Origin of the sequence: Amycolatopsis sp. NBRC 101858 (assembly GCF_030269325.1) — a bacterium.
In the GTDB taxonomy this organism is placed as follows: Bacteria; Actinomycetota; Actinomycetes; order Mycobacteriales; family Pseudonocardiaceae; genus Amycolatopsis; species Amycolatopsis ponsaeliensis.
The window spans coordinates 25,091-44,938 of record NZ_BSTD01000001.1 but is presented as its reverse complement, the minus strand read 5'-3'; the positions used below and the strand labels follow the sequence as shown (position 1 = coordinate 44,938).

18 protein-coding genes are annotated in these 19,848 nt (G+C 71.8%); 8 read left to right on the top strand and 10 right to left on the bottom strand.

All coding sequences use genetic code 11. The features are described from left to right. The 5 genes from QSK39_RS00190 to QSK39_RS00170 form a co-directional block, all read right to left on the bottom strand. Positions 1-711 (bottom strand): response regulator transcription factor, encoded by a 711-nt coding sequence (locus QSK39_RS00190; protein ID WP_285475615.1) that lies wholly within the window; start codon positions 709-711, stop codon positions 1-3. A gap of 16 nt (positions 712-727) precedes the next feature. After that, positions 728-1,387, bottom strand: coding sequence for an IclR family transcriptional regulator (locus QSK39_RS00185; protein WP_285475614.1), 660 nt, complete (start codon positions 1,385-1,387; stop codon positions 728-730). 48 nt (positions 1,388-1,435) lie between these two features. After that, on the bottom strand, positions 1,436-2,248 hold the full coding sequence (locus QSK39_RS00180; RefSeq protein WP_285475613.1) for a sugar phosphate isomerase/epimerase family protein: 813 nt from the start codon (positions 2,246-2,248) through the stop codon (positions 1,436-1,438). Continuing rightward, on the bottom strand, positions 2,248-3,381 hold the full coding sequence (locus QSK39_RS00175) for a dihydrodipicolinate synthase family protein (RefSeq protein ID WP_285475612.1): 1,134 nt from the start codon (positions 3,379-3,381) through the stop codon (positions 2,248-2,250). The genes QSK39_RS00180 and QSK39_RS00175 overlap by 1 nt, the downstream gene beginning before the upstream one ends. A gap of 92 nt (positions 3,382-3,473) precedes the next feature. Continuing rightward, entirely contained in the window at positions 3,474-4,514 is a 1,041-nt protein-coding gene (locus QSK39_RS00170) for a LacI family DNA-binding transcriptional regulator (protein ID WP_285475611.1), read from the bottom strand. A gap of 230 nt (positions 4,515-4,744) precedes the next feature. On the opposite strand from QSK39_RS00170, the gene QSK39_RS00165 reads away from it, so the two are divergent. The 3 genes from QSK39_RS00165 to lpdA all read left to right on the top strand — a co-directional run bounded on the left by QSK39_RS00165 (position 4,745) and on the right by lpdA (position 7,415). Then, positions 4,745-5,149, top strand: coding sequence for a nitroreductase family deazaflavin-dependent oxidoreductase (locus tag QSK39_RS00165; RefSeq protein WP_285475610.1), 405 nt, complete (start codon positions 4,745-4,747; stop codon positions 5,147-5,149). A gap of 63 nt (positions 5,150-5,212) precedes the next feature. After that, the gene (locus QSK39_RS00160) at positions 5,213-5,974 is read left to right on the top strand and encodes a lysophospholipid acyltransferase family protein (RefSeq protein ID WP_502873227.1); all 762 of its coding nucleotides are present in this window, start codon (positions 5,213-5,215) and stop codon (positions 5,972-5,974) included. A gap of 49 nt (positions 5,975-6,023) precedes the next feature. Continuing rightward, complete coding sequence (lpdA, locus tag QSK39_RS00155; RefSeq protein ID WP_285475608.1) at positions 6,024-7,415, top strand: dihydrolipoyl dehydrogenase; 1,392 nt, start codon at positions 6,024-6,026, stop codon at positions 7,413-7,415. A gap of 145 nt (positions 7,416-7,560) precedes the next feature. Here the strand turns inward: lpdA and QSK39_RS00150 are convergent, their stop codons facing one another. Beyond that, positions 7,561-8,010 (bottom strand): GNAT family N-acetyltransferase, encoded by a 450-nt coding sequence (locus tag QSK39_RS00150; protein WP_285475607.1) that lies wholly within the window; start codon positions 8,008-8,010, stop codon positions 7,561-7,563. A 59-nt stretch (positions 8,011-8,069) separates the two neighbouring features. Here QSK39_RS00150 and QSK39_RS00145 point away from each other — a divergent pair, with 59 nt between their 5' ends. After that, positions 8,070-8,957, top strand: coding sequence for an NADP-dependent oxidoreductase (locus QSK39_RS00145; protein ID WP_285475606.1), 888 nt, complete (start codon positions 8,070-8,072; stop codon positions 8,955-8,957). A gap of 128 nt (positions 8,958-9,085) precedes the next feature. Next, positions 9,086-10,990, top strand: coding sequence for a S8 family serine peptidase (locus QSK39_RS00140; RefSeq protein WP_285475605.1), 1,905 nt, complete (start codon positions 9,086-9,088; stop codon positions 10,988-10,990). A gap of 46 nt (positions 10,991-11,036) precedes the next feature. On the opposite strand, the gene QSK39_RS00135 is transcribed toward QSK39_RS00140, so the two are convergent. Further along, positions 11,037-11,666 (bottom strand): class I SAM-dependent methyltransferase, encoded by a 630-nt coding sequence (locus tag QSK39_RS00135; RefSeq protein WP_285475604.1) that lies wholly within the window; start codon positions 11,664-11,666, stop codon positions 11,037-11,039. Positions 11,667-11,687: 21 nt separating this feature from the next. Between QSK39_RS00135 and QSK39_RS00130 the strand changes: the two genes are divergently transcribed. After that, complete coding sequence (locus QSK39_RS00130; protein WP_285475603.1) at positions 11,688-12,422, top strand: SDR family oxidoreductase; 735 nt, start codon at positions 11,688-11,690, stop codon at positions 12,420-12,422. 118 nt (positions 12,423-12,540) lie between these two features. After that, positions 12,541-15,726, top strand: a complete 3,186-nt coding sequence (locus tag QSK39_RS00125) for an arabinosyltransferase domain-containing protein (protein ID WP_285475602.1) — start codon at positions 12,541-12,543, stop codon at positions 15,724-15,726. Here the strand turns inward: QSK39_RS00125 and QSK39_RS00120 are convergent. Then, complete coding sequence (locus QSK39_RS00120) at positions 15,723-16,727, bottom strand: SDR family oxidoreductase (RefSeq protein WP_285475601.1); 1,005 nt, start codon at positions 16,725-16,727, stop codon at positions 15,723-15,725. The two genes, QSK39_RS00125 and QSK39_RS00120, sit on opposite strands and share 4 nt — an antisense overlap. A 71-nt stretch (positions 16,728-16,798) precedes the next feature. On the opposite strand from QSK39_RS00120, the gene QSK39_RS00115 reads away from it, so the two are divergent. Then, positions 16,799-17,677 carry a LysR family transcriptional regulator gene (locus QSK39_RS00115; RefSeq protein ID WP_285475600.1) on the top strand — a complete coding sequence of 293 codons (879 nt, stop codon included), beginning with the start codon at positions 16,799-16,801 and terminating at the stop codon, positions 17,675-17,677. 78 nt (positions 17,678-17,755) lie between these two features. Here the strand turns inward: QSK39_RS00115 and QSK39_RS00110 are convergent, their stop codons facing one another. Together QSK39_RS00110 and QSK39_RS00105 are read right to left on the bottom strand one after the other, a co-directional pair. Continuing rightward, positions 17,756-18,337 (bottom strand): nucleotidyltransferase domain-containing protein, encoded by a 582-nt coding sequence (locus QSK39_RS00110; RefSeq protein ID WP_285475599.1) that lies wholly within the window; start codon positions 18,335-18,337, stop codon positions 17,756-17,758. Beyond that, positions 18,334-19,785, bottom strand: coding sequence for a peptide ABC transporter substrate-binding protein (locus QSK39_RS00105; RefSeq protein WP_285475598.1), 1,452 nt, complete (start codon positions 19,783-19,785; stop codon positions 18,334-18,336). The genes QSK39_RS00110 and QSK39_RS00105 overlap by 4 nt, the downstream gene beginning before the upstream one ends. Positions 19,786-19,848: the final 63 nt, after the last annotated feature.

Sequence of the window (19,848 nt, the reverse complement as noted above, 5' to 3'; positions counted from 1 at the left end):
TCAGCCTTCGGCGAGCGACCGCGAGGGGTCCTCCAGCCGGTACCCGTGACCGCGCAGGGTGGCGATCCGGGGCACTTCGGTGCCGGGTTCGGCCGCCGACGCGAGCTTGCGGCGCACCGCCGCGATGTGCACGTCCAGGGTCTTCGTCGAGCCGTACCAGTGCGCGTCCCAGACCTCGGACATCAGCGTCTCGCGGCTGACGGCGACCCCGGGCTGCTCGGCCAGCCGCGCCAGCAGGTCGAACTCCTTGGCCCGCAGCACGACCTCACGCCCGCCCAGCGTGGCGCGGCGGCCGGCGATGTCGACGGTCAGCCCGCCGATCGTCACCGGCGGGCGGGCGCCGGCCGGCGCGCCGCGGCGCAGGTGCGCGCGCACCCGGGCCAGCAGCTCGCCCAGCCGGATCGGCTTGGTGAGGTAGTCGTCGGCGCCGGCGTCGAGGCCGACGACGACGTCCATCTCCTCCTGCCGGGCGGTGAGGATGACCAGCACGGACGCGGGCAGCGCCGCCCGCAGGCGGCGGCAGACCTCGACGCCGTCCAGGTCGGGGAGACCGAGGTCGAGCAGCACGAGGTCGAAGTCCCCGGCCGTGGCGGCCTGCAGGGCCGTGCGGCCGTCACGGCGCCAGCACACCTGGTGGCCGTGCAGGCGCAGGGTCGATTCGAGCACGCTGCCGATCGCGGCGTCGTCTTCCACCACCAGCAGGTTCGGCATGCCCGGAGCCTACGTTCTAGTCCGGCCGCCCACCGAAACCGATCCGCGAAATCCGGCGTGCGGCCTCCGTCACACCCCCGCTGAGCGTCGCTACCGCCTCCGCCGTGAAGCGCGTGGTCGGGCCGGTGACCGCCAGTGCGGCGAGCAGCCGCCCGTCCGTGTCGAACACCGGCGCGGCGACGCTGGACGCGCCCGGTTCCGGCTCGCCGTGGCTGACCGCGGGGCCCTCGGCGCCGGCCAGCACCCGCCCGGCGGCCCCGCACCCGGGCGGCAGCTCGTCGCCGACGCGGCCGACGTGCCGGATGGTCCGCGAGCCCTCCTGCTGGGCCACGCAGACGAGTGCTTCCGTGCTGCGGACGTACAAATTGACCGTTTCGCCGTATTCCTGGGCGACCTCGCGCAGGACCTGGCGGACCGGCTCGGGCAGCTGCCACGCGGTGTTCGCCAGCTGGGCCCAGCGCAGCATCCCCGGGCCGACGGTGACCCGCCCGTCGGGACGCGTCCACAGCAGGCCCCGCTGCTCGCAGGTGGCGACCAGCCGCAGCACGGTCGTCTTCGCGAGGCCGCTCGCGGCGGTGAGGTCCTTGACCGCCCACGTCCGGCGGCGTTCGGTGAACAGGGCGAGCAGGTCGAACGCGCGCAGCACGCTCCGGACCGCGCCGTCGTCTTCCGCCATCGAGCGATCCCCCGTCCGCCTGATGAACCCAGGGTACCGGCGGCGGCCTCAGGCGACGTGGCGCTCGAACGCCGCGACGGTCTCGGCGAGCACCTCCGCGCCCGGCCGGGCCCACAGCGCGGCGTTGAACACCTCGACCTCGATCGGGCCGGTGTAGCCCGCGGCCTCGACGCACGCCCGCAGCCGGCGGTGGTCGATCGGGCCGTCGCCCGGCAGTGCGCGGCCGAGCAGCGGGTCGGGCAGCGGCACGAGGACGTCGCACACGTGGAACCCGGCGATCCGGCCGGCGGCCGCGGCGATCGACTCCTCGATCCGCGGGTCCCACCAGACGTGGAACTCGTCGACGATCACCCCGACCTGCTCCGGCGGGTGCGCCGCGGCGATCGCCAGCGCTTGATCCACAGTGGACAGCACGGACCGGTCCGCGCACTGCATCGGGTGCAGCGGCTCGAGGCCGAGCCGGACCCCGCGTTCCCCGGCGTACGGCGCGAGCTCGCCCACGGCGTCGGCGACCCGCTGCCGGGACGCGGCGAGGTCGTTGCCCGCGACCCCGCCCACGACCAGCACGAGCACACCGGCGCCCAGCGCGGCGGCTTCGTCGATCGCCTCCCGCGTCTGCGCGACACCGTCCACAGGGGACCCTTCCGGCGTCACGCCGGTGAAGAACCCACCGCGGCACAACGACGAAACCCGGACACCGTGCTCCTTGAGCAGGCGGGCAGCTTCGTCGACCCCGGTTTCCGCGACCTTGTCGCGCCACAGCCCGATCCAGCCGACGCCGGCCGCGGCGCACCCGGCCACCGCTTCGGGCAGCGACCAGGCCTTGGTGGTGATCTGGTTGAGGCTGAGCCGCGGGTCCATCACGCCACCCCCGCGACCTGCAGCAGGGGTCGCATCCGGGCGACGGCGAGTTCGGGGTCGGTGAGCACGCCGGCCGCGTCGGCCAGCCGCAGCAGCGTCGCGAGGTGGGTGATCGTGCGGGCGGACTCGCTGCCGGCGAGCATCCGGAAGTGCTCTTGATGGCCGTTCAACCAGGCGAGGAAGACGACGCCGGTCTTGTAGTGCCGGGTCGGGGCGCGGAAGATCTCGCGCGCCAGCGGCACGGTCGGGTCGAGCAGGGCGTGGAACCCGGCGCGGTCACCGTCGTCCAGGCGGCGCAGCGCGGCCGCGGCGACCGGCGCGATCGGGTCGAAGATGCCGAGCAGGGCCTCGCTGTGGCCCCGCTCGTCGCCGGCGATGAGCCGCGGGTAGTGGAAGTCGTCGCCGGTGTAGCAGGCGACGCCCTCGGGCAGCGCGCGGCGGAACTCGGTCTCGACCTCGGCGTCCAGCACCGAAACCTTCACCCCGGCGAGGGTGCCCGCGTGCTCGGTGCACAGGGCCGCCAGCTCGCGGGCCGCGGCGCGGACGTCCTGGTGGCCCCAGTAGCCGGCCAGCGCGGGGTCGAACTGCTCGCCCAGCCAGTGCAGCAGCACCGGGCCGCCCGCCTCGGACAGCAGCTTCCCGTAGGCCGCGTGGTAGTCGTCCGGGCCGTTCGCGGCGGCGGCCAGCGCCCGGCTCGCCATGACGACGGGGACCGCGCCCGCGCCGCCGACCAGGTCCAGCTGCTCGCGCCAGGCATCCACAATGGACGCCGGAGTGGCCGGCCCGGCCGGCAGCTGGTCGGTGCCGACGCCGGCGCACCACCGGCGGCCGCCTGCGATCGCGCCGGTGCGGGTGACCAGCTCTTTCGTGGTGGCCCAGTCGAGGCCCATGCCGCGTTGCGCGGTGTCCATCGCTTCGGCGACGCCGAGCCCGCACGCCCAGAGGTGCTCGCGGAAGGCCAGCGTGGTGTCCCAGTCGACGGCGCCGGGCTCGTCGGCGAGCGCGTCCGCGACGACGTGCGCGGCGGCGTAGGCGATCCGCGACGACGGCGGCGCACCCGGTGGCCCGGGGAGCGCGGGACCGGACGGTGACCAGTTCACGAGCCCGCCGCCGGGGGCCGGGAGCAGGAGCATCGGGGGAACCTCCGGGAGTCAGAAAGCGCTTTCTCGCTTCCACGGTAGGACCTGTGCCGAGGTGCGACAAGGCCCGACCGAGTGGGGTGCCGTCAGCGCTTGGGGCGCGCGGTGCTCTCCCGCAGGACGACCTCGCCGGAGAGCCGGACGGTCCGCGGCCGCGTCCCCCCGGCGCCCTTGATCGCCAGGTCCATCGCCCGCTCGCCGAGCTCCTCCAGCGGCAGCCGGACCGTGGTGAGCGCCGGGGCGAGGTCGCGGACCACCGGGATGTCGTCGAACCCGGCGACCGAAATGTCCCCGGGCACGGACAGTCCCTCCTCGCGCAACGCCGTCAGCGCGCCGATCGCCATCACGTCGGTGACGGCGAAGACGCAGGTCGGCAGCTTGCGCTTGCGGCCGGCGAGCAGCCGCTTCGTCGCTTCGTAGCCGCCGTCGCGGGTGAAGGCGGCCTCGACGACGTCGTCTTCGTGCAGGCTGATGCCGTGCTCGGCGAGCCCGTCGGTGAACCCGGCCAGCCGGTCGATGACCGTGCTCAGCTTCCGCGGCCCGGCCAGCACCGCGAAGCGCTTGTGGCCGAGCCCGGCCAGTGCCTTCGCCAGCGCGGCGGCACCGCCCTTGTTGTCCGGCTGGACGGTGTCGATCTTGAGCCCGCGGTGGCGGCTGACCGCCGCGACCTGCCCGCCGCCGCGGCGGTAGGGCTCCAGCTCGGCCGCCATCGCGCGTTCCCACGCCCGGTCCTCGAACGCCGAGCCGATCAGCAGGATCGCCGCGGCCCGCTGCGCGCGCAGCGTCGAGACGTAGGCGACCTCGCGGTCGGGGTCGCGGAAGGTGCCGGCCAGCATCACCAGCAGCCCGTTGTCGGTCGCCACCCGCATCACCCCGCCGGCGATCGCGGCGAAGTACGGGTCGCTGACGTCGTGGCAGATCACGCCGACCGTGCGGTGGGTGCCCCCGGCGAGCGCCTGGGCGTGCGCGTTCGGGGCGTAGGCCAGCTCGGCCGCGGCGGCGGAAACCCGCTCCCGCAGGTCGGCGCGGACGGACGCGGTGCCGTTGAGCACCCGCGACGCCGTCGCGAGCGAGACGTTCGCGCTGCGTGCCACGTCTTCCAGTGTCACGTGCGGCCGGGCCTTCATGGCTGGCTCCTCCAGGGGTCGGTCTCGGGTGTCTCCGCGTGCTCGGTCGGTGCAATCTACTGGGAAGGGGGTGGGCCGGGAGAAGCCGCTGGCCGGGGGACCTGACCCGTTCGAGTGAAAAGCACGGGGGTAGCACACGGGAAGATCGGCGCAGGTCCGTGTCCTGGTAACAAGGAGAGTCCTCCGGTGGTGAGTACGCCACTTTCGACCGACCGCGAAAGGATGCACGCATGCTGTTCGGTGACGAGCACATCCGCCGCTACGAGGAGACGAACGGCGAGGTCGGCCACGAGTGGCAGGAAGGCGTCCCGACGCTGTTGCTGACCACGAAGGGCCGCAAGACCGGCCGGGAGCGCAAGCTCGCCCTGATCTACCAGGAGGCCGACGGCAACCCGGTGGTCGTGGCGTCCGCCGGCGGCGCGCCGAAGCACCCCGCGTGGTACCTCAACCTCGTCGAGAACCCCGAGGTCGGCGTGCAGATCAAGGCCGAAAGGTTCCAGGCCCGGGCCCGCACGGTCGAGGGCGACGAGCGGGCGAAGCTGTGGGACAAGCTCGCCGCCGTCTGGCCGGACTACAACGAGTACACGAAGAAGGTCGACCGCCACATCCCCGTGGTCGTGCTCGAGCGCGTGTGATCTGCGCCGCGTTCGGTGCGAGGGCGCGCCGATCCGGCCGGTCGTCGGCTACGAATGACGGTCATGGACCGCTGGACCCCGCTGGACACCGAAGGTGAGCTGCTCACCCGACGGCAGATGATCGCCTACGGCCGGCGTTTCGCCCGGGCCGGCCGGGGCGCCTGGTACAGCTTCGCGATCGAGGTGGTCTGGCAGTTCCTCGTCCAGACGACCCGGTTCCGGGTGCGGGGCTCGCACCACATCCCGAAGTCCGGGGGTGTGCTGGTGGCGTCGAACCACCTGTCGTTCGCCGACCCGGCGACGCTGACGGCGTTCTGCCTGGCCGCCGGCCGCGTGCCGCGGTACCTGGCGAAGGCGTCGCTGTGGAAGCTGCCGGTCCTGGGCCGCGTGATGCGCTCGGGGCGGCACATCCCGGTGTACCGCGGCGCGGCGACGGCGGCCGAGGCCTACCGCGACCTCGTCGCCTCGGTGCGGGACGGCGAGTGCGTCGCGGTCTTCCCCGAAGGCACGTTCTCGAACGACCCGGCCGGCTGGCCGATGCGCGGCAAGACCGGCATCGTGCGCGCGGCGCTGGAGACCGGCGCGCCGGTGATCCCGGTGGCCAACTGGGGCACCCACCACCTGCTGCCGTCGACGGCGTGGTTCCCGCGCGGGCTGCCGCGCAAGACGGTCGAGCTGGTGGCGGGACCGCCGGTCGACCTGTCCGACCTGCGTGACCGGCCCCTCGGCCGGGAGGTGCTGGAGGAGGCCACGGCCCGGATCATGGGCGCGATCACCGAGCTGCTCGTGTCGCTTCGCGGGGAGCGGCCGCCGGTCGCCGCCTGAGGTCCGCGTCACCCCGCCCGGGCCTGGCCGAAGGGGTAGTTTCGGGCGTATGAGTGCACAACACTTTGATGTCGTCGTCCTGGGGGCCGGAGTCGGCGGTTACGTCGCGGCGATCCGCGCGTCCCAGCTCGGGCTGAGCGCCGCGGTGGTCGAGGAGAAGTACTGGGGTGGCGTCTGCCTGAACGTCGGGTGCATCCCGTCGAAGGCGCTGCTGCGCAACGCCGAACTGGCGCACGTCGTGACCCAGGAGGCGAAGGCGTTCGGCATCTCGTCCGACAGCCCGATCCGCGTGGACTACTCGGCTGCTTACGAGCGGAGCCGGAAGGTCGCCGACGGGCGCGTCAAGGGCGTGCACTTCCTCATGAAGAAGAACAAGATCACCGAGTTCGACGGGCACGGCACGTTCGTCGACGACCACACCCTCGAGGTGAACGGGTCGCAGGTGACGTTCGACCACTGCATCATCGCGACCGGGGCGACCACGCGGTTGCTGCCGGGGACGTCGCGGAGTTCGCGGGTCGTGACGTACGAAGAGCAGATTCTCTCGAGTGAGCTTCCGTCGAGCATCATCATCGCCGGTGCGGGGGCTATCGGGGTCGAGTTCGCTTACGTGCTGCACAACTACGGGGTCGACGTCACGATCGTCGAGTTCCTCGATCGGATGGTGCCGCTGGAGGATGCCGAGGTTTCGGCTGAGCTCTTCCGGCGGTATCGGAAGCTCGGGATCAAGGTGCTGACTTCCACGCGGGTCGAGGCGATCGACGACTCCGGTTCGTCGGTGCAGGTCACCGTGTCCTCGGAGAAGGAGGGGCAGCGGGTTCTTTCCGCTGACAAGGTTCTGCAGGCGATCGGGTTCCAGCCTCGGGTCGAGGGGTATGGGCTGGAGAAGACCGGGGTCGCTTTGACCGAGCGGGGTGCGATCGCCATCGATGGGCGGGGGCGGACGAATGTTCCGCACATCTTCGCCATCGGGGATGTCACGGCGAAGCTGATGCTGGCTCATGCTTCGGAGTCGATGGGTGTTGTTGCCGCGGAGACCATTGCCGGGGCGGAGACCATGGAACTCGATTTCCCGATGATTCCTCGGGCTACTTACTGTCAGCCTCAGATCGCCAGTTTCGGGTGGACTGAGGAGCAGGCTCGTGCTCAGGGGTTTGACGTTCAGGTGGCTAAGTTTCCGTTCACGGCCAATGGGAAGGCTCAGGGGCTGGGGGATGCTGGTGGGTTCGTCAAGCTGATCAGTGATGCTCGGTATGGGGAACTGATTGGCGGGCATCTCATCGGGCCCGATGTCACCGAGTTGCTTCCGGAGCTTACTTTGGCTCAGCAGTGGGATCTTACTGTTCATGAGGTTTCTCGGAATGTGCATGCTCATCCGACTTTGGGTGAGGCCGTCAAGGAAGCCTTGCATGGGCTTGCTGGGCACATGATCAATATGTGAGTTCGGTGGGCCTCTTGCCCCGAATCCTGATTGTCACTACGGCCGCCGGGTCGGGTCAAGGCGGGAAAGCGTGCCTTGACCCGACCCGGCGGCCGTGTACTGCGGCTTCGTATCGGGGCGGTGGGGGTGTGGCCCTGCTGCGACGTTAGCTGGGGACGTCGAAGTGGAGTTCTGGCCGTTCCCAGCGGATCTTTGGTGGGGTTGGTGGGATTGTGCCCGTTTGGTTCGCTCCCATGCGGATGTAGAACTGCAGTGCCGGTGGGTGGGAGACCACTCGGATGCTGCGCATCCCTCGGATGCTTGCCTCCTTGACCATGTGCTTGATCAGGCGGGCTCCCAGGCCTAGGCCCTGTGCTTTGTCCGCCACGAACATGATGTCCAGCTCCGGGGGATCTTCGCGCAGTGCGTAGAAGCCGATGACCTCGCCTTCGGTCATGGCTGTGAACGTCGGATTGCTTTCGATGTACCCCGGAGTGACCTCGTAGCCTTCGAGGATCGATGCGTAGTCGCCCTGGTACGCCGATGATGCGTGCATCAGTGCGGTCAGCTCGGCGGCTTGGGCGGGCGTTGCTGCGCGGATTTCGGGCTGGCCCATGCGTTCATTCTAAGGCTGATCCTTGACTTCAAGGTAACTCGAAGTTTCAGACTGGTGCCATGAAAGCCGTAGCGTTCACCGGATTCGGCGGGCCCGAAGTCCTGGGAGTTCTCGATCTGCCTGAGCCGCACGCCGGGCCCGGAGAGGTGCGCGTGCGCGTCAAGGCTGCCGGGGTGCAGCCCTATGACGCCGCCGTGCGGGCCGGGTGGGAGCCGCCCGGGTTGGAGCTCGGGTGGCCTCGCGTGCCCGGGAACGAGTTTGCCGGTGTTGTCGATGAAGGCGATCTGCCTGCCGGTAGCGAAGTTCTCGGCTTCACCGCCGTGCGGGCCGCCGCCGAGTACATCGTCGTGCCCGCCACCGATGTCACGCCCAAGCCGCCGGAAATGCCGTGGGAGGTTGCCGGTGGGTTCACCGCCGGGACGCAGACCGCGTCGATCGCCCTGGAAGCCTTGCAGGTCAAAGAAGGCGAGACGCTGCTCGTGCACGGCGCCGCCGGGTCGGTCGGTACCGCCGCCGTGCAGCTCGCGCGACTGCGGGGTGCCACCGTGATCGGCACCGCGAGCGCGGTCAACCAGGACTACCTGCGCGAGCTGGGTGCCACCCCCGTCGTCTACGGGGAAGGGCTGAAGGACCGCGTCGCGTCGCTGGGGGTCGACGTCGTGCTCGACGGGGCCGGTGGCCCCGCCCTCGATCTCTCACTCGAACTGGTGAAGGACCGGAGCCGGATCCTCACTCTCGTCGACCACGGCCGGGCGGCCGATCTCGGCGTGCTCGTCTCGAAGTCCGGACGCTCCGCCGCGCGGCTCGCGGAGCTGGCGGCCCTCTATGCGAAGGGCGACTTGCGGTTCCACGTCCGGCGCGCTTACCCGTACACCGAGGCGGTGGCGGCGCATCGGGAAATCGAGACCGGGCACGGCCGGGGAAAAATCGTTCTCACGTTCCCCTGATCGTTCCAGTATGTGGGCAGGCGGACGTTCCCGACTTTGGTCGGTGGACCACCGCCTGGTCACTCCTTAGATTCTCCCCATTACACCCGGTTGGGTGTCATACGGCCGAGTGCCTCAGGGAGAAATCGATGGTGAGATTCAGCCGGGTCGCCGCGCACGCGGTTCCGCTGACGGTCGGCGCGTTGCTGCTGACGACGGGGGTTTCGGTGGCGCAGCCGTCCACGGTGGACGCCGCGGCCGCGCGCACCGAGGCGGGCATCAGCGCGCTCCAGAGCATCAAGAAGAGCCTGACCCCCGCCGAGCGCAAGCAATCGAGCCAGCTCGTCGTCGAGAAGCGGTTGCGGGCCGACCGGTCCCTCGCCGCGAAGCTGCCCGACTACCGTTCGGGCGTCGGCGTCAGCACCGCCGGCACCGTCTCGGTCGAGATCGCCGCCACCCACGACCAGGCCGTCGCGAACGCGGTCAAGGCCGCCGGGGGCGCCGTCCGCTACGCCGCGGGTGGCGCCGTCCGCGCCGACCTCCCGCTGTCCGCCGTCGACGCCATCGCCGGCCGCGCCGACGTCGCCGAGGTCAAGCCCGCCGCGCAGGCGACGACCTGGAGCGAGCAGGGCAACCGGGACTTCCGCCAAGCGGCCGCCGCGCAGGCCGCCGCCGCGACCCAGGTGTCCGAAGGCGACAAGGCGCACGGCGCCGACACCGCCCGCACCACCTACGGCGTCAGCGGTTCCGGCGTCAAGGTCTGCGTGCTCTCCGACGGCGTCGACTCGCTGGCCAAGTCGCAGAGCGCCGGCGAACTGCCCACAGTGGACGTCCTGTCCGGCCAGAAGGGCAGCGGCGACGAGGGCACCGCGATGCTGGAGATCATCCACGACCTCGCGCCCAACGCCGCGCTCGGCTTCGCGACCGCGTTCACCAGCGAAGCCAGCTTCGCCGCGAACATCCGCGCGCTGCGCACCACCGGCCACTGCACGATCATCGTCGACGACGTCGCCTACTTCGACGAGTCGCCGTTCCAGGACACGCAGGTCGCGCAGGCGGTCAACGACGTCACCGCGGCAGGCGTCCTGTACTTCTCCTCGGCCGGCAACTCGGGCAACGCGACCGACGGCACCAGCGGCTACTACGAGGGTGACTTCCGCGCGTCCTCGACGAAGATCAGCGGCGTCACCGGCACCCCGCACGACTTCGACCCGAGCAGCACCACGCAGAACTTCGACGCGCTTTCGGCCGGTTCGCTCGGCAAGCCCGTGACGCTGTTCTGGTCCGACCCGTGGGGCAAGTCCGCCAACGACTACGACCTGTTCATCCTGAACTCCTCGGGCAGCGTCGTGGCTTCGAGCGAGAACGGCCAGTCCGGCTCGCAGAACCCGTACGAGATCGCGAACGTGCCCACCACCGGCTCCGGCTACAAGGTCGCGGTGGTCAAGTACAGCGGTGCCGACCGGTTCCTCGCGCTCAACGTGATCCGCGGCCGGTTCGTGGCTTCGGGTTCGCTGAAGGCGTTCAGCACCAACGGCGTCACGAACGGCCACTCGTCGGCGGCGAACGCGTTCAGCGTGGCGGCGGCCCCGGCCGGCCCGGCGTTCACCCGGCCGCTGGAGACCGGCGACCCGGCCAACCCGGCGGGCCCGTACCCCGGCCAATTCAGCGCGTCGAGCAAGTGGGAGCGCTTCTCCTCCGACGGCAAGCGTCACCTGTTCTACAACGCGGACGGCACGGCGATCACGCCGGGCAACGTGTCCTCGACCGGCGGCACGACCCGCAGCAAGCCGGACATCACGGCGGCCGACGGCGTGGCGACGTCGGTGACGGGCTTCCAGCCGTTCTTCGGGACGTCGGCGGCGGCCCCGCACGCGGCGGCGATCGCGGCCCTGCTCCTGTCGGGCAAGCCGACGGCGACCCCGGCCCAGATCCGGTCGGCGCTGGTGTCGTCGGCGATCGACCTGGGCACGCCCGGGTTCGACACGGTGACGGGCAACGGCGTGATCATGGCCGGCCCGGCGCTCGCCGCGCTGGGTGTGGCGGCCAAGTAAGCACCTGCGAAAACGGGGGTCCGGCGTCGGCCGGGCCCCCGTTTCGTCATTTCCCGGTGACCAGCAGGTGGAAGCCGAGCCCGCGGTGGGCGAACCGCTCGTGCCGCGACGAGCCCAGGCCGGCTGCCGCCAGGGCCGCTTCGATCTCGGCGACCGGGCGGATGCGGAAGCCGTTGTCGGTGAGCATCCGGGCGCGGCCCATCAGCTCGGGGTCGCCGATGCCCAGCACGAACCGCCCGCCCGGCGCGAGCACCCGGGCGACTTCGGCGAACGCCGCGGCGAGGTCGTCGACGAAGTAGACCGTGTTCGTCGTGACGATCGCGTCGGCCGAACCGTCGTCGAGGGGCAACGCCGTCATCGGCCCCTCGCTCAGGACCAGCCTGCCCGCCGCGATCTCCCGGCGGAAGGTCCCGCGCGCCCGGTCGAGCATCGTCTTCGAGATCTCCACTCCCTGCACGGTGGCGGCTTTCCGCAGCAACAGGCCGAGGCCCAGGCCGCCGCCGAAGCCGATGTCCAGGGCTCGTTCGGCGCCCGACAGCTCCAGTGCCGCGACGGCTTTCACGACCGCTTCGCGGTTCCTGCGGTTGAGCGCGGAGCCGACGAAGCGGCCGCGCAGGCCGCTAGGGTGGCCGAGTTGCCGGGCGAGACCGGCCTGGAAGCGCTCGCGAAGACCCATGTGGGCAGTGTAGGAGGGGTGATGGCGAAGACGGCGGTGGTGACCGGGGCCGGATCGGGGATCGGGCGGGCGGTGGCGCAAGCCCTCCTCGACGACGGCTGGTCCGTCGCCCTCGCGGGACGGCGCTCCGCAGCCCTCACCGAAACCGCCGGCAGCCACGAAGGCGCGCTCGTCGTGCCCACCGACGTCTCGGACGAAGACTCCGTCGCCGCGTTGTTCGCCGCGGTCCGCGAGCGGTGGGGGCGGCTCGACCTGCTCGTCAACAACGCCGGGATCGGTGCCGCGGGGACCGTGGCCGATCTGTCCGTCGAGGACTGGAAACGGACCGTCGACGTCAACCTCACCGGCATGTTCCTGTGCGCGCAGCAGGCCGTGCGGCTGATGAAGGACCAGGACCCGCGCGGCGGCCGGATCGTCAACAACGGCTCGATCTCCGCGCACGCCCCGCGCCCGGCCAGCGTCGCCTACACCGCGACCAAGCACGCGATCACCGGCCTCACCCGGTCGATCTCGCTCGACGGCCGCGCGTGGAACGTCGCCTGCGGGCAGATCGACATCGGCAACGCCGCCACCGAAATGACCGAACGGATGGCCGCCGGCATCCCGCAGGCCGACGGCCGGATCCTGGCCGAGCCGACGTTCGACGTCCGGCACGTCGCCGACGCGGTGCGCTACATGGCCGGCTTGCCGCTCGACGCCAACGTCCAGTTCCTGACCGTCACGGCGACGACCATGCCGTTCATCGGCCGCGGCTGACCGAAGATTCCTTGGGGACGACGGTATTTCGAAACATCCCGTTCACGAACTCGTTGCAGAGCAAGGGAAGCGAGAGGGGTCCTGAGCCGGTTCCGGGTCGCGTGATAGCGTCCGCTCGATGTGGACGGTCGGTGAAAAACCAACAGCAATCCGCGAACCGGTGGCCGACCGAGGGCAAGCACGTCCGGACACCGCGCTGTGGCGTCGGCTGGTCGTCGTGCTCGGCGTGCTCTCCGCGGCCTGCGCGATCGCCTACCCCCTGCTGCCGGTGGTGCAGGACACCGCCGAGATCACCTGGCCGGTCGCCGGGGACACCCGTCCGGTGAACGCCCCGCTCACCGGCTACTGGGCGCAGGACCTGCGGGCCGACCTGCCGTGCGCCGCGATCCGGGCGCTCGACGCCCGCAAGCCGGGCGGTGCGTCCCTGTTCTCCACCGTGCCCGGCGCGCGCACCGCGGATGGCGCCGGGGTGTTCCTGCGGGTGGAGAAGGGGGTGCTGACCGCGTTCGACCGCGGCCGGCAGGTCGCCGACCAGCCGCTGCCCGCGACCGGCTGCGACGTCCGGTTCTCCGCCACGGCCACCCGCACCACGCTGACCGTCGCCGGCACTCCGGTCTACGACGCGAGCGGTGACGTGCGCCCGCGCGTCGTCGGGATCTACACCGACCTCGACTCGGCGACCGATCCGATCGCCGGGCTGCGCGTGTCGATCGTCCCGGACACCCGCTACCAGTCCGCCCCCACCGGCCTCAAGACCGGTGTCGGCCTGGCCGGGGTGCTGGCGCTGATCGGCTGCCTGATCGCCGTGAACCGGCTCGACCGCGGCGGTGCCCGGCGGGCGCCCCGCTGGGCGCCGGTCGGCTGGTGGAAGCTCACCAAACGCGACTTCACGGTCTTCGGGGTGCTCGGGGCCTGGGTGTTCATCGGTCCGGTGACCTCCGACGACGGCTACATCCTGACCATGGCCAGAGTGGCGGAGCAGACCGGCTACCTGACCAACTACCACCGCTGGTTCGGCGTCGCCGAGGCACCGTTCGGCTGGAACGACCACATCTACGAGCTGATGGCGGCGGTCTCCACGGTGCCGACGTGGATCCGGCTGCCGTCGCTGCTCATCGGTGTCCTCTGCTGGCTGTTGATCAGTCGTGAGGTCATGCCGCGGCTGGGCACCCAGGTCCGCCAGAGCCCGGCGGCGAGCTGGGCCGCGGCGATGGTGTTCCTCGTCTGGTGGCTGCCGTTCAACGACGGCGTGCGCCCCGAGCCGTGGGCCGCGCTGGGTTCGCTGCTCGCGCTGTGCGCGGTCGAACGAGCCCTCGTCACCCGGCGGCTGCTGCCGTTGTGCCTCGGCCTGCTGTCCGCCGCGTTCGCCCTCGCCGCGACACCGACCGCGCTGATCGCCGTGGCGCCCTTCCTGGTCGCCGCGCGCCCGCTGTTCCAGCTGTTGCGGGCCCGGGTGCGGGAAGCCGGCTGGGCCACGGTGCTCGCGCCGATCGCGGCGGCCGGGCTCATCGTGCTCGTGGTCGTGTTCGCCGACCAGACGGTCGCCACGGTGCTGGAGGCGACCCGGCTGCGCGGCGAGGTCGGCCCGAGCGAGCCCTGGTACAACGAGTTTTCGCGGTACGAGCTGCTGTTCTCCGACGACGCCGACGGGTCGATGACGCGGCGGTTCCCGGTCCTGCTGCTCGTGCTGTGCACCGGCACCTGCCTGGTCGTGCTGCTGCGCCGCGGCCGGATCCAGGGTGCCGCGCTGGGCCCGGCCCGGCGGCTGATCGGTACCACCGCGCTGTTCTTCCTGCTGCTGGCGCTGACCCCGACGAAGTGGACGCACCACTTCGGCGCGTTCGCGGCGGTCGGGTCGGCGATGGCCGCGCTCACCGCGCTCGCCACGAGCTCGGCGGTGCTGCGGTCGAGGCGCAACCGGGCCGCGTTCACGGCCGGGCTGCTGGTGGTGGCCGCGCTCGCGGCGACCGGGCCGAACGCCTACTGGTTCGTGTCGGGGATCGGCGTGCCGTGGTTCGACAAGCCGCCGTCGGTCCACGGCGTTCCCCTGTCGACGGTGCTGCTGCTCGCGGCGGCCGTCACGGCCGTGATCGCGTTCGTGGAAAACGTGCAGGCGCAACGGCCGGGGCTGCTGCCACCGGTCACGCAGGAACGGCGGCTGCGCGCGCTGAAGCTCGGTTCGCTGTCGCTCGTCGTGGTCTGCGGCCTGGTCGTGGCGTTCGAGTTCGCCAGCATGGGCAAGGCGATCCAGAAGCAGTGGAACGGCTACAGCCTCGGCGCGGCGAACGTGCGGCAGGCGTTCACCGGCAGCGGCAACCTCTCCGATCACGTGATGGTCGAGAAGGACCCGGCGTCGAGTGCGCTCAAGCCGGTTTCGGCGACGACCGCCGCGGTCGCGAAGCGGCCGGCCACCCCGGGGCTGCCGCCTGCCGACCAGGACAACGGCCCCACCTCGGCCGGGTTCCACTCCACGCCGAAGTCCGGCGACGACCCGCTGGACGACCCACCACACGGGTTCACCGCCGGCGCGCTGCCGATGTGGAGCAGCTACGGCTCGGCCGAGCGGACCGGCCGCCTGCGCACCGGCTGGTACCGGCTGCCGGACAACCGGGCCGACGCGCAGATCGCGGTCTCCGTGGCGGCCGAGGCCGGCAAGGCCGAGGGCGTCCGGCTCGAGTTCGGCACGAACACCTCCGAGGGCGTCAAGGTCGCCAAGTCCGAGCAGGTGCTCGCCACGGGCGCGGACCAGGAGCCCGGCGGCGGCCCGGAGAGCACGGGCAAGTGGGCCGACGAGCGGGTCCAGATCGGCGACCTGCCGAAGGAGGTCACGCTGGTCCGCGTGGTCGCGAAGGACGACGACGTGACCTCCGACGGCTGGGTGGCGGTGACCGCACCCCGGTTCCCGACTTTCACCACGCTGACGCAGCGGGTCGGCGACGCACCGGTGTACCTGGACTGGCCCGCCGCGTTCGGCTACCCGCGCATGAACCCCGTGGCGTCGCACGACGGGATCTCCGAGGTGCCGGAGTACCGGATCACCGCGGACCCGCTCGCTTCGGAGGCGGGCTGGGCGAACAACGTCCACGGTGGTCCGCTCGGCTGGCTCGAGGAAGTCGCCGACGAGCCCGAGGTGCCGAGCTACCTGCAGGGGGCTCCGGGGCAGCCGTGGGGGCAGCTGATCCACATCGAGCCGTACGCCGAGGGAGCGGCGCCCCACGTCGAGCACGGTGCGCGGACCGTGTGGGGCTGGTGGTCGCCGGGGCCGGGACCCCAGCAGCCGAACGGGTCCACGGCCACGCGCTAGGGGATCACCCGCGCCTTCCGGAACTCGTCGAAGAGCCGGTAGAACATCTGCTCCGTCTCGACGTAGGTGTGGAAACCCGCGCGGCGCGACTTCGACGTGTCGGCGAACATGTCGTAGTCCCAGCCGAACACGAAGTCGCCGAACGCCCACGAGGCCGAAACGTCCTGATAGGACGCTGTCAGGCCGTGTTCCGCGGCGAGCGCTGTCCACAGTGGAGCTTTGTCGGCCATGACGTCCACCAGGGACATCCGCAGCGGCGGCGCGACTTCCAAACCGAAGTACGCCGCCAGCTTCGGCCACAGTTCGCTCCAGCGGAACAGGTCGCCGTTCGCGATGTTGAACGCGCCTTCGTGGCCCGTCGCCCAGACCGTCGCGTCGGCCAGCAGGCTCGCGTCCGTCATCTCCAGCAGGCTGTCGTACGCGCCGGGTTTGCCCGGGAACCGCAGGGGCAGGCCGAGTTCCTTCGAAATCGACGCGTACACCGCGATCACCAGGGCCAGGTTCATCGGGTTGCCCAGCGCCGTGCCGCCGACCACCGACGGCCGGATCGCCGACCACGTCCACGAGCCCGCGCGGCGCTCGAGGAACTGCTGCTGGTCGACGTTGAACTCGGGCGGCATGTGCCCGGCGTCGGTCTCGCGCGCCGGCGTCTTGAACGGGCCGAGGTGCGCGCCGTAGACCTTGTACCCCTGCATCAGGCTGACGTGTTCCAGGGCGGCCGGGTCCACGGCGTCGACGAGGTTCGTCAGCATCGCGAGGTTCGGCGGAACCAGCTCGGCCCACGTCGGCCGGTCCTGGTAAGCCGCGTAGAAGAGGTGCGTGACGCCGGTCAGTGCCCCGATCTTGGCTCGGGTGTCCACCGGGTCGAGCAGGTCGACGGCGAGCCCGCTTGTGCGGGAGAGGCCGATGACGTCCCAGTTCCCGTCCGCCCGCAGGTGCTCGACGAGGTTCCGGCCGATGATCCCGTTCGCTCCGGCGACCAGGGCTGTCTTGCGTTCCATGGCTTCCAGGCTGGTCACGCCGTCGCGATAAGTCCAAGGCTTAGTTTTCACGTCCGCGATAAGCTTTCGTCATGACGAGTCTCCGGCAGCTCGAGTACCTGGTCACCGTGGTCGACACCGGCTCGTTCACGCGTGCGGCCGAGCAGCTGCACGTGACGCAGCCCGCGTTGTCGCACCAGATGCGGGCCCTCGAACAGGGTCTCGGCGGGCCGCTGCTGGAACGGCTGCCCCGCACGGTCCGGCTCACGCCGATGGGCCGGGCGATGCTGCCGCACGCGCGAGCGGCGCTGGCCGACGCCGAACGCGCGCGCTGCGCCGCCCGGCTCGCCTCGGGCACGACGGCGGGGGAGCTGCAGGTCGCGACGGTCTACTCGATGAGCCTCGGCGTGCTGCCGCCGGCGTTGCGCGTGTGGCGGCGCGACCGGCCCGGCGTCGACGTCCGGCTGATCGAGTTCCGGCACGCCGACGAACTGCGGGAGGCGATGGCGACGGGCGAAGCCGATGTCGCGCTCGGCCCGCTGCCTTCGGACTGGTCAGGTCCGGTGCGCCGGCTCGGGGTCGAGGAGTTCGTGGTCGTGCTGCCCGCCGACGGTGCTGCGGAGGACGACGAGTCCGGCGAGGTCGACCTGGCGACGCTCGCGGACTGCGCGTGGGTGCACTATGCGCCGGGCAACGGCCTGGCCGAACTGGTCGACGCGGCGTGCGCGGCGGCGGGGTTCCGCCCCCGCGCGGCGGTCCGCACCGAGCAGACGGCGGCGGCCCCGATCCTCGCGGCGGCGGGCCTCGGCCCGGCGCTGGTCCCGGCGAACGTGCTCCCGGCCCGCTTCGACGGGCGGGTCCTGCGGCCGAGCGCGCCGATCCGCCGGACGCTGGCGGCCTACACCCGCGCCGCACCGGACCCGCTGACCACGGCGTTCATCGAGACTCTCGCGGAGCACGCCACGGTTTAGCGGCGGTCGAGCCGGGGGTGCTGGTGCGGTTCGGCGGCCGGGTGTTGTGGCTGGTCGCGGTGTTGGTGCGCCCGCGGTCTAGAGGCGGTCGAGCCAGGGGTGCTCGCCGAACGTCGCCCGGAGTGCGTTCGCGAGCCACTGCCGCTGCGAGCCGTCGAGGACCGGCAGTGCGGCGGCGAAGTCCTGCTCGTCCTTCGGCCGGGTGCCGCGGGCCTTGACGAACAGCTGCACCTCCGGTGCCAGGTAAGGGATCCCGTCCCGTGACACGCCGCCGAGGCCGGCCACCGCGCGGCGCACGGCGGGGTTGCGGCGGGAGACCCACTCGTCGCCGTCGGTCTCGTCGAGCATCACCTGGATCCGCCACGGCGCGGCCGCCGACGGCCGGCACCAGACGTCGTCGATGCCTTGGGGCAGCACTTCGCCGCGCTGCCACGGCCGGAGCGTGCCGGGTGGGTCCGCCGCCCACCACTCCCACGACGCCAGCGCCTCCTGGACCGCGAGCTGGTCGCGCCGCAGGACCAGGACGTCGACGTCGGCGTGGTCGCGGAACGCCCGCCCCACCGCGAGTTCGATCGCGTACCCGCCGGCGACCCACCACGGGACCGCGGCCGCCGAGAACAGGGAGGCCACTTCGGACAGTGGCGCCGGGTCCCAGGTCACGAGACCCCGATTCCCGCCAGCACCGGGCCGGTGAACGGGGTCGTCCGGACGTCGTGGACCCGGGACGACCACACCGCGTGGCCGTGGCCGGACCACAGCGGGGCCACCGGGAGGTCGCGCAGCAGCTGGTTCTCCGCCAGCCGGTACAGCTCGCCCGCCTCCTCCGGGGTCGCCGCCGCGTCCGCGAGCGACAGGTTCTGGCGGAACACTTCGTCCGTGTAGCCCGACTCCGAAGCCAGCGTCGACAACAGCTCGTACGGGCTCGCGGTGGCCAGCGAAACGTCCAGTGTGGAGGGTCCGTCGGCAGCGCCTGATGAAGCCTGGGCCGTCACCGAGACGTCCAGGGACTTGTGCAGGCCGACCACCAAGGTCCGGGTCCAAGCTTCGGTCGAAGGTCCGAAGTAGACGGTCGCGCCGCCGGGAAAGGCCGCCTGCTGGAGCAGGGCCTTGCCGGCTGCCGCGTCGAAGCTGCACGGGCGGCACGTGCCCGACCGCTCGCCGGGCGCGTCCGCCGGGGGCAGCAGTGCCTTCGCCGGGTCGACCTGGTGGGCCAGCGGGCCGGCTTCGAGGGCCGCGCGGTCGATGCCGAGGGCGAAGCCGTGGCGGACCGTCGCGTCGGCGAACCGCGGGTTCGCCACCGGGAACGCCAGGTAGCCCGCGCGCGGCAACGCCCACGTCGCGTGGTGGTCCTCGCCGAAGTCGCCGTGCATGGCGTCGTGCTTCTCGCCCGGGACCTCGGTCGCCAGGTCGAGCGTGCCCGCCTTGACCGCGTCGTACTGGGCCGCCGGATCGCCGACGCGCAGCTCGATCTCCTCGGCCTGCCCGGAACCGACGCGCTTCAGCGTGCCGCCCGCGCCGGGCCGCCACGCGCCGTCGAGCCGGTACGGTCCGTTCCCGACGGGTGCCGCGGCGAAGCCCTTCCAGTCGCGGGAGGCGAGCGCCGACGCGGGCAGCGGCACCAGGCCCGGCGCCGAGAGCAGGGCCGGCACCTGGCCGGACGGGCGATCCAGAACCAGGGTGATCGTGTCCGGAGTGGACGCCGTGATCTCGCGGGCGCGCAACAACTTCGTCAACACCGGCGCGGCCGCCCACTGCGAAGCCGCGATCACCTGCCAAGTATCCACATAGGACTGCGCGGTGACCGGGGTGCCGTCGTGGAACGTCGCCGGCCGCAGCTTGACCGTCCAGTGCACCCGGTCGGTGCTCTCGATCGACTCGGCCGCGCGCGGCGTGAGCTTCCCGGTCGCCGCGTCGTAGTCGGCGAGCGGGGTCCACAGCGCGCCGGTCACCAGCCGGCCCGCCTGGTCGGTGACGTCGGCGGGCAGCAGCGTCGCGGGCTCGCGGATGCCCGCGGACAGTACGCCGGGCCGGCCCGGGCCGGAATCGGAACAGCCCGTGACCGCGAGGGCCGCAGTGGCGAGCGAGGCGAGCAGGACGAGCAAGCGCATGGGCCAGTCCTACCAGTCAGACGCCAACCAAAGGCGCTTGTGTCCGGTTGATCTCCGTCGTAC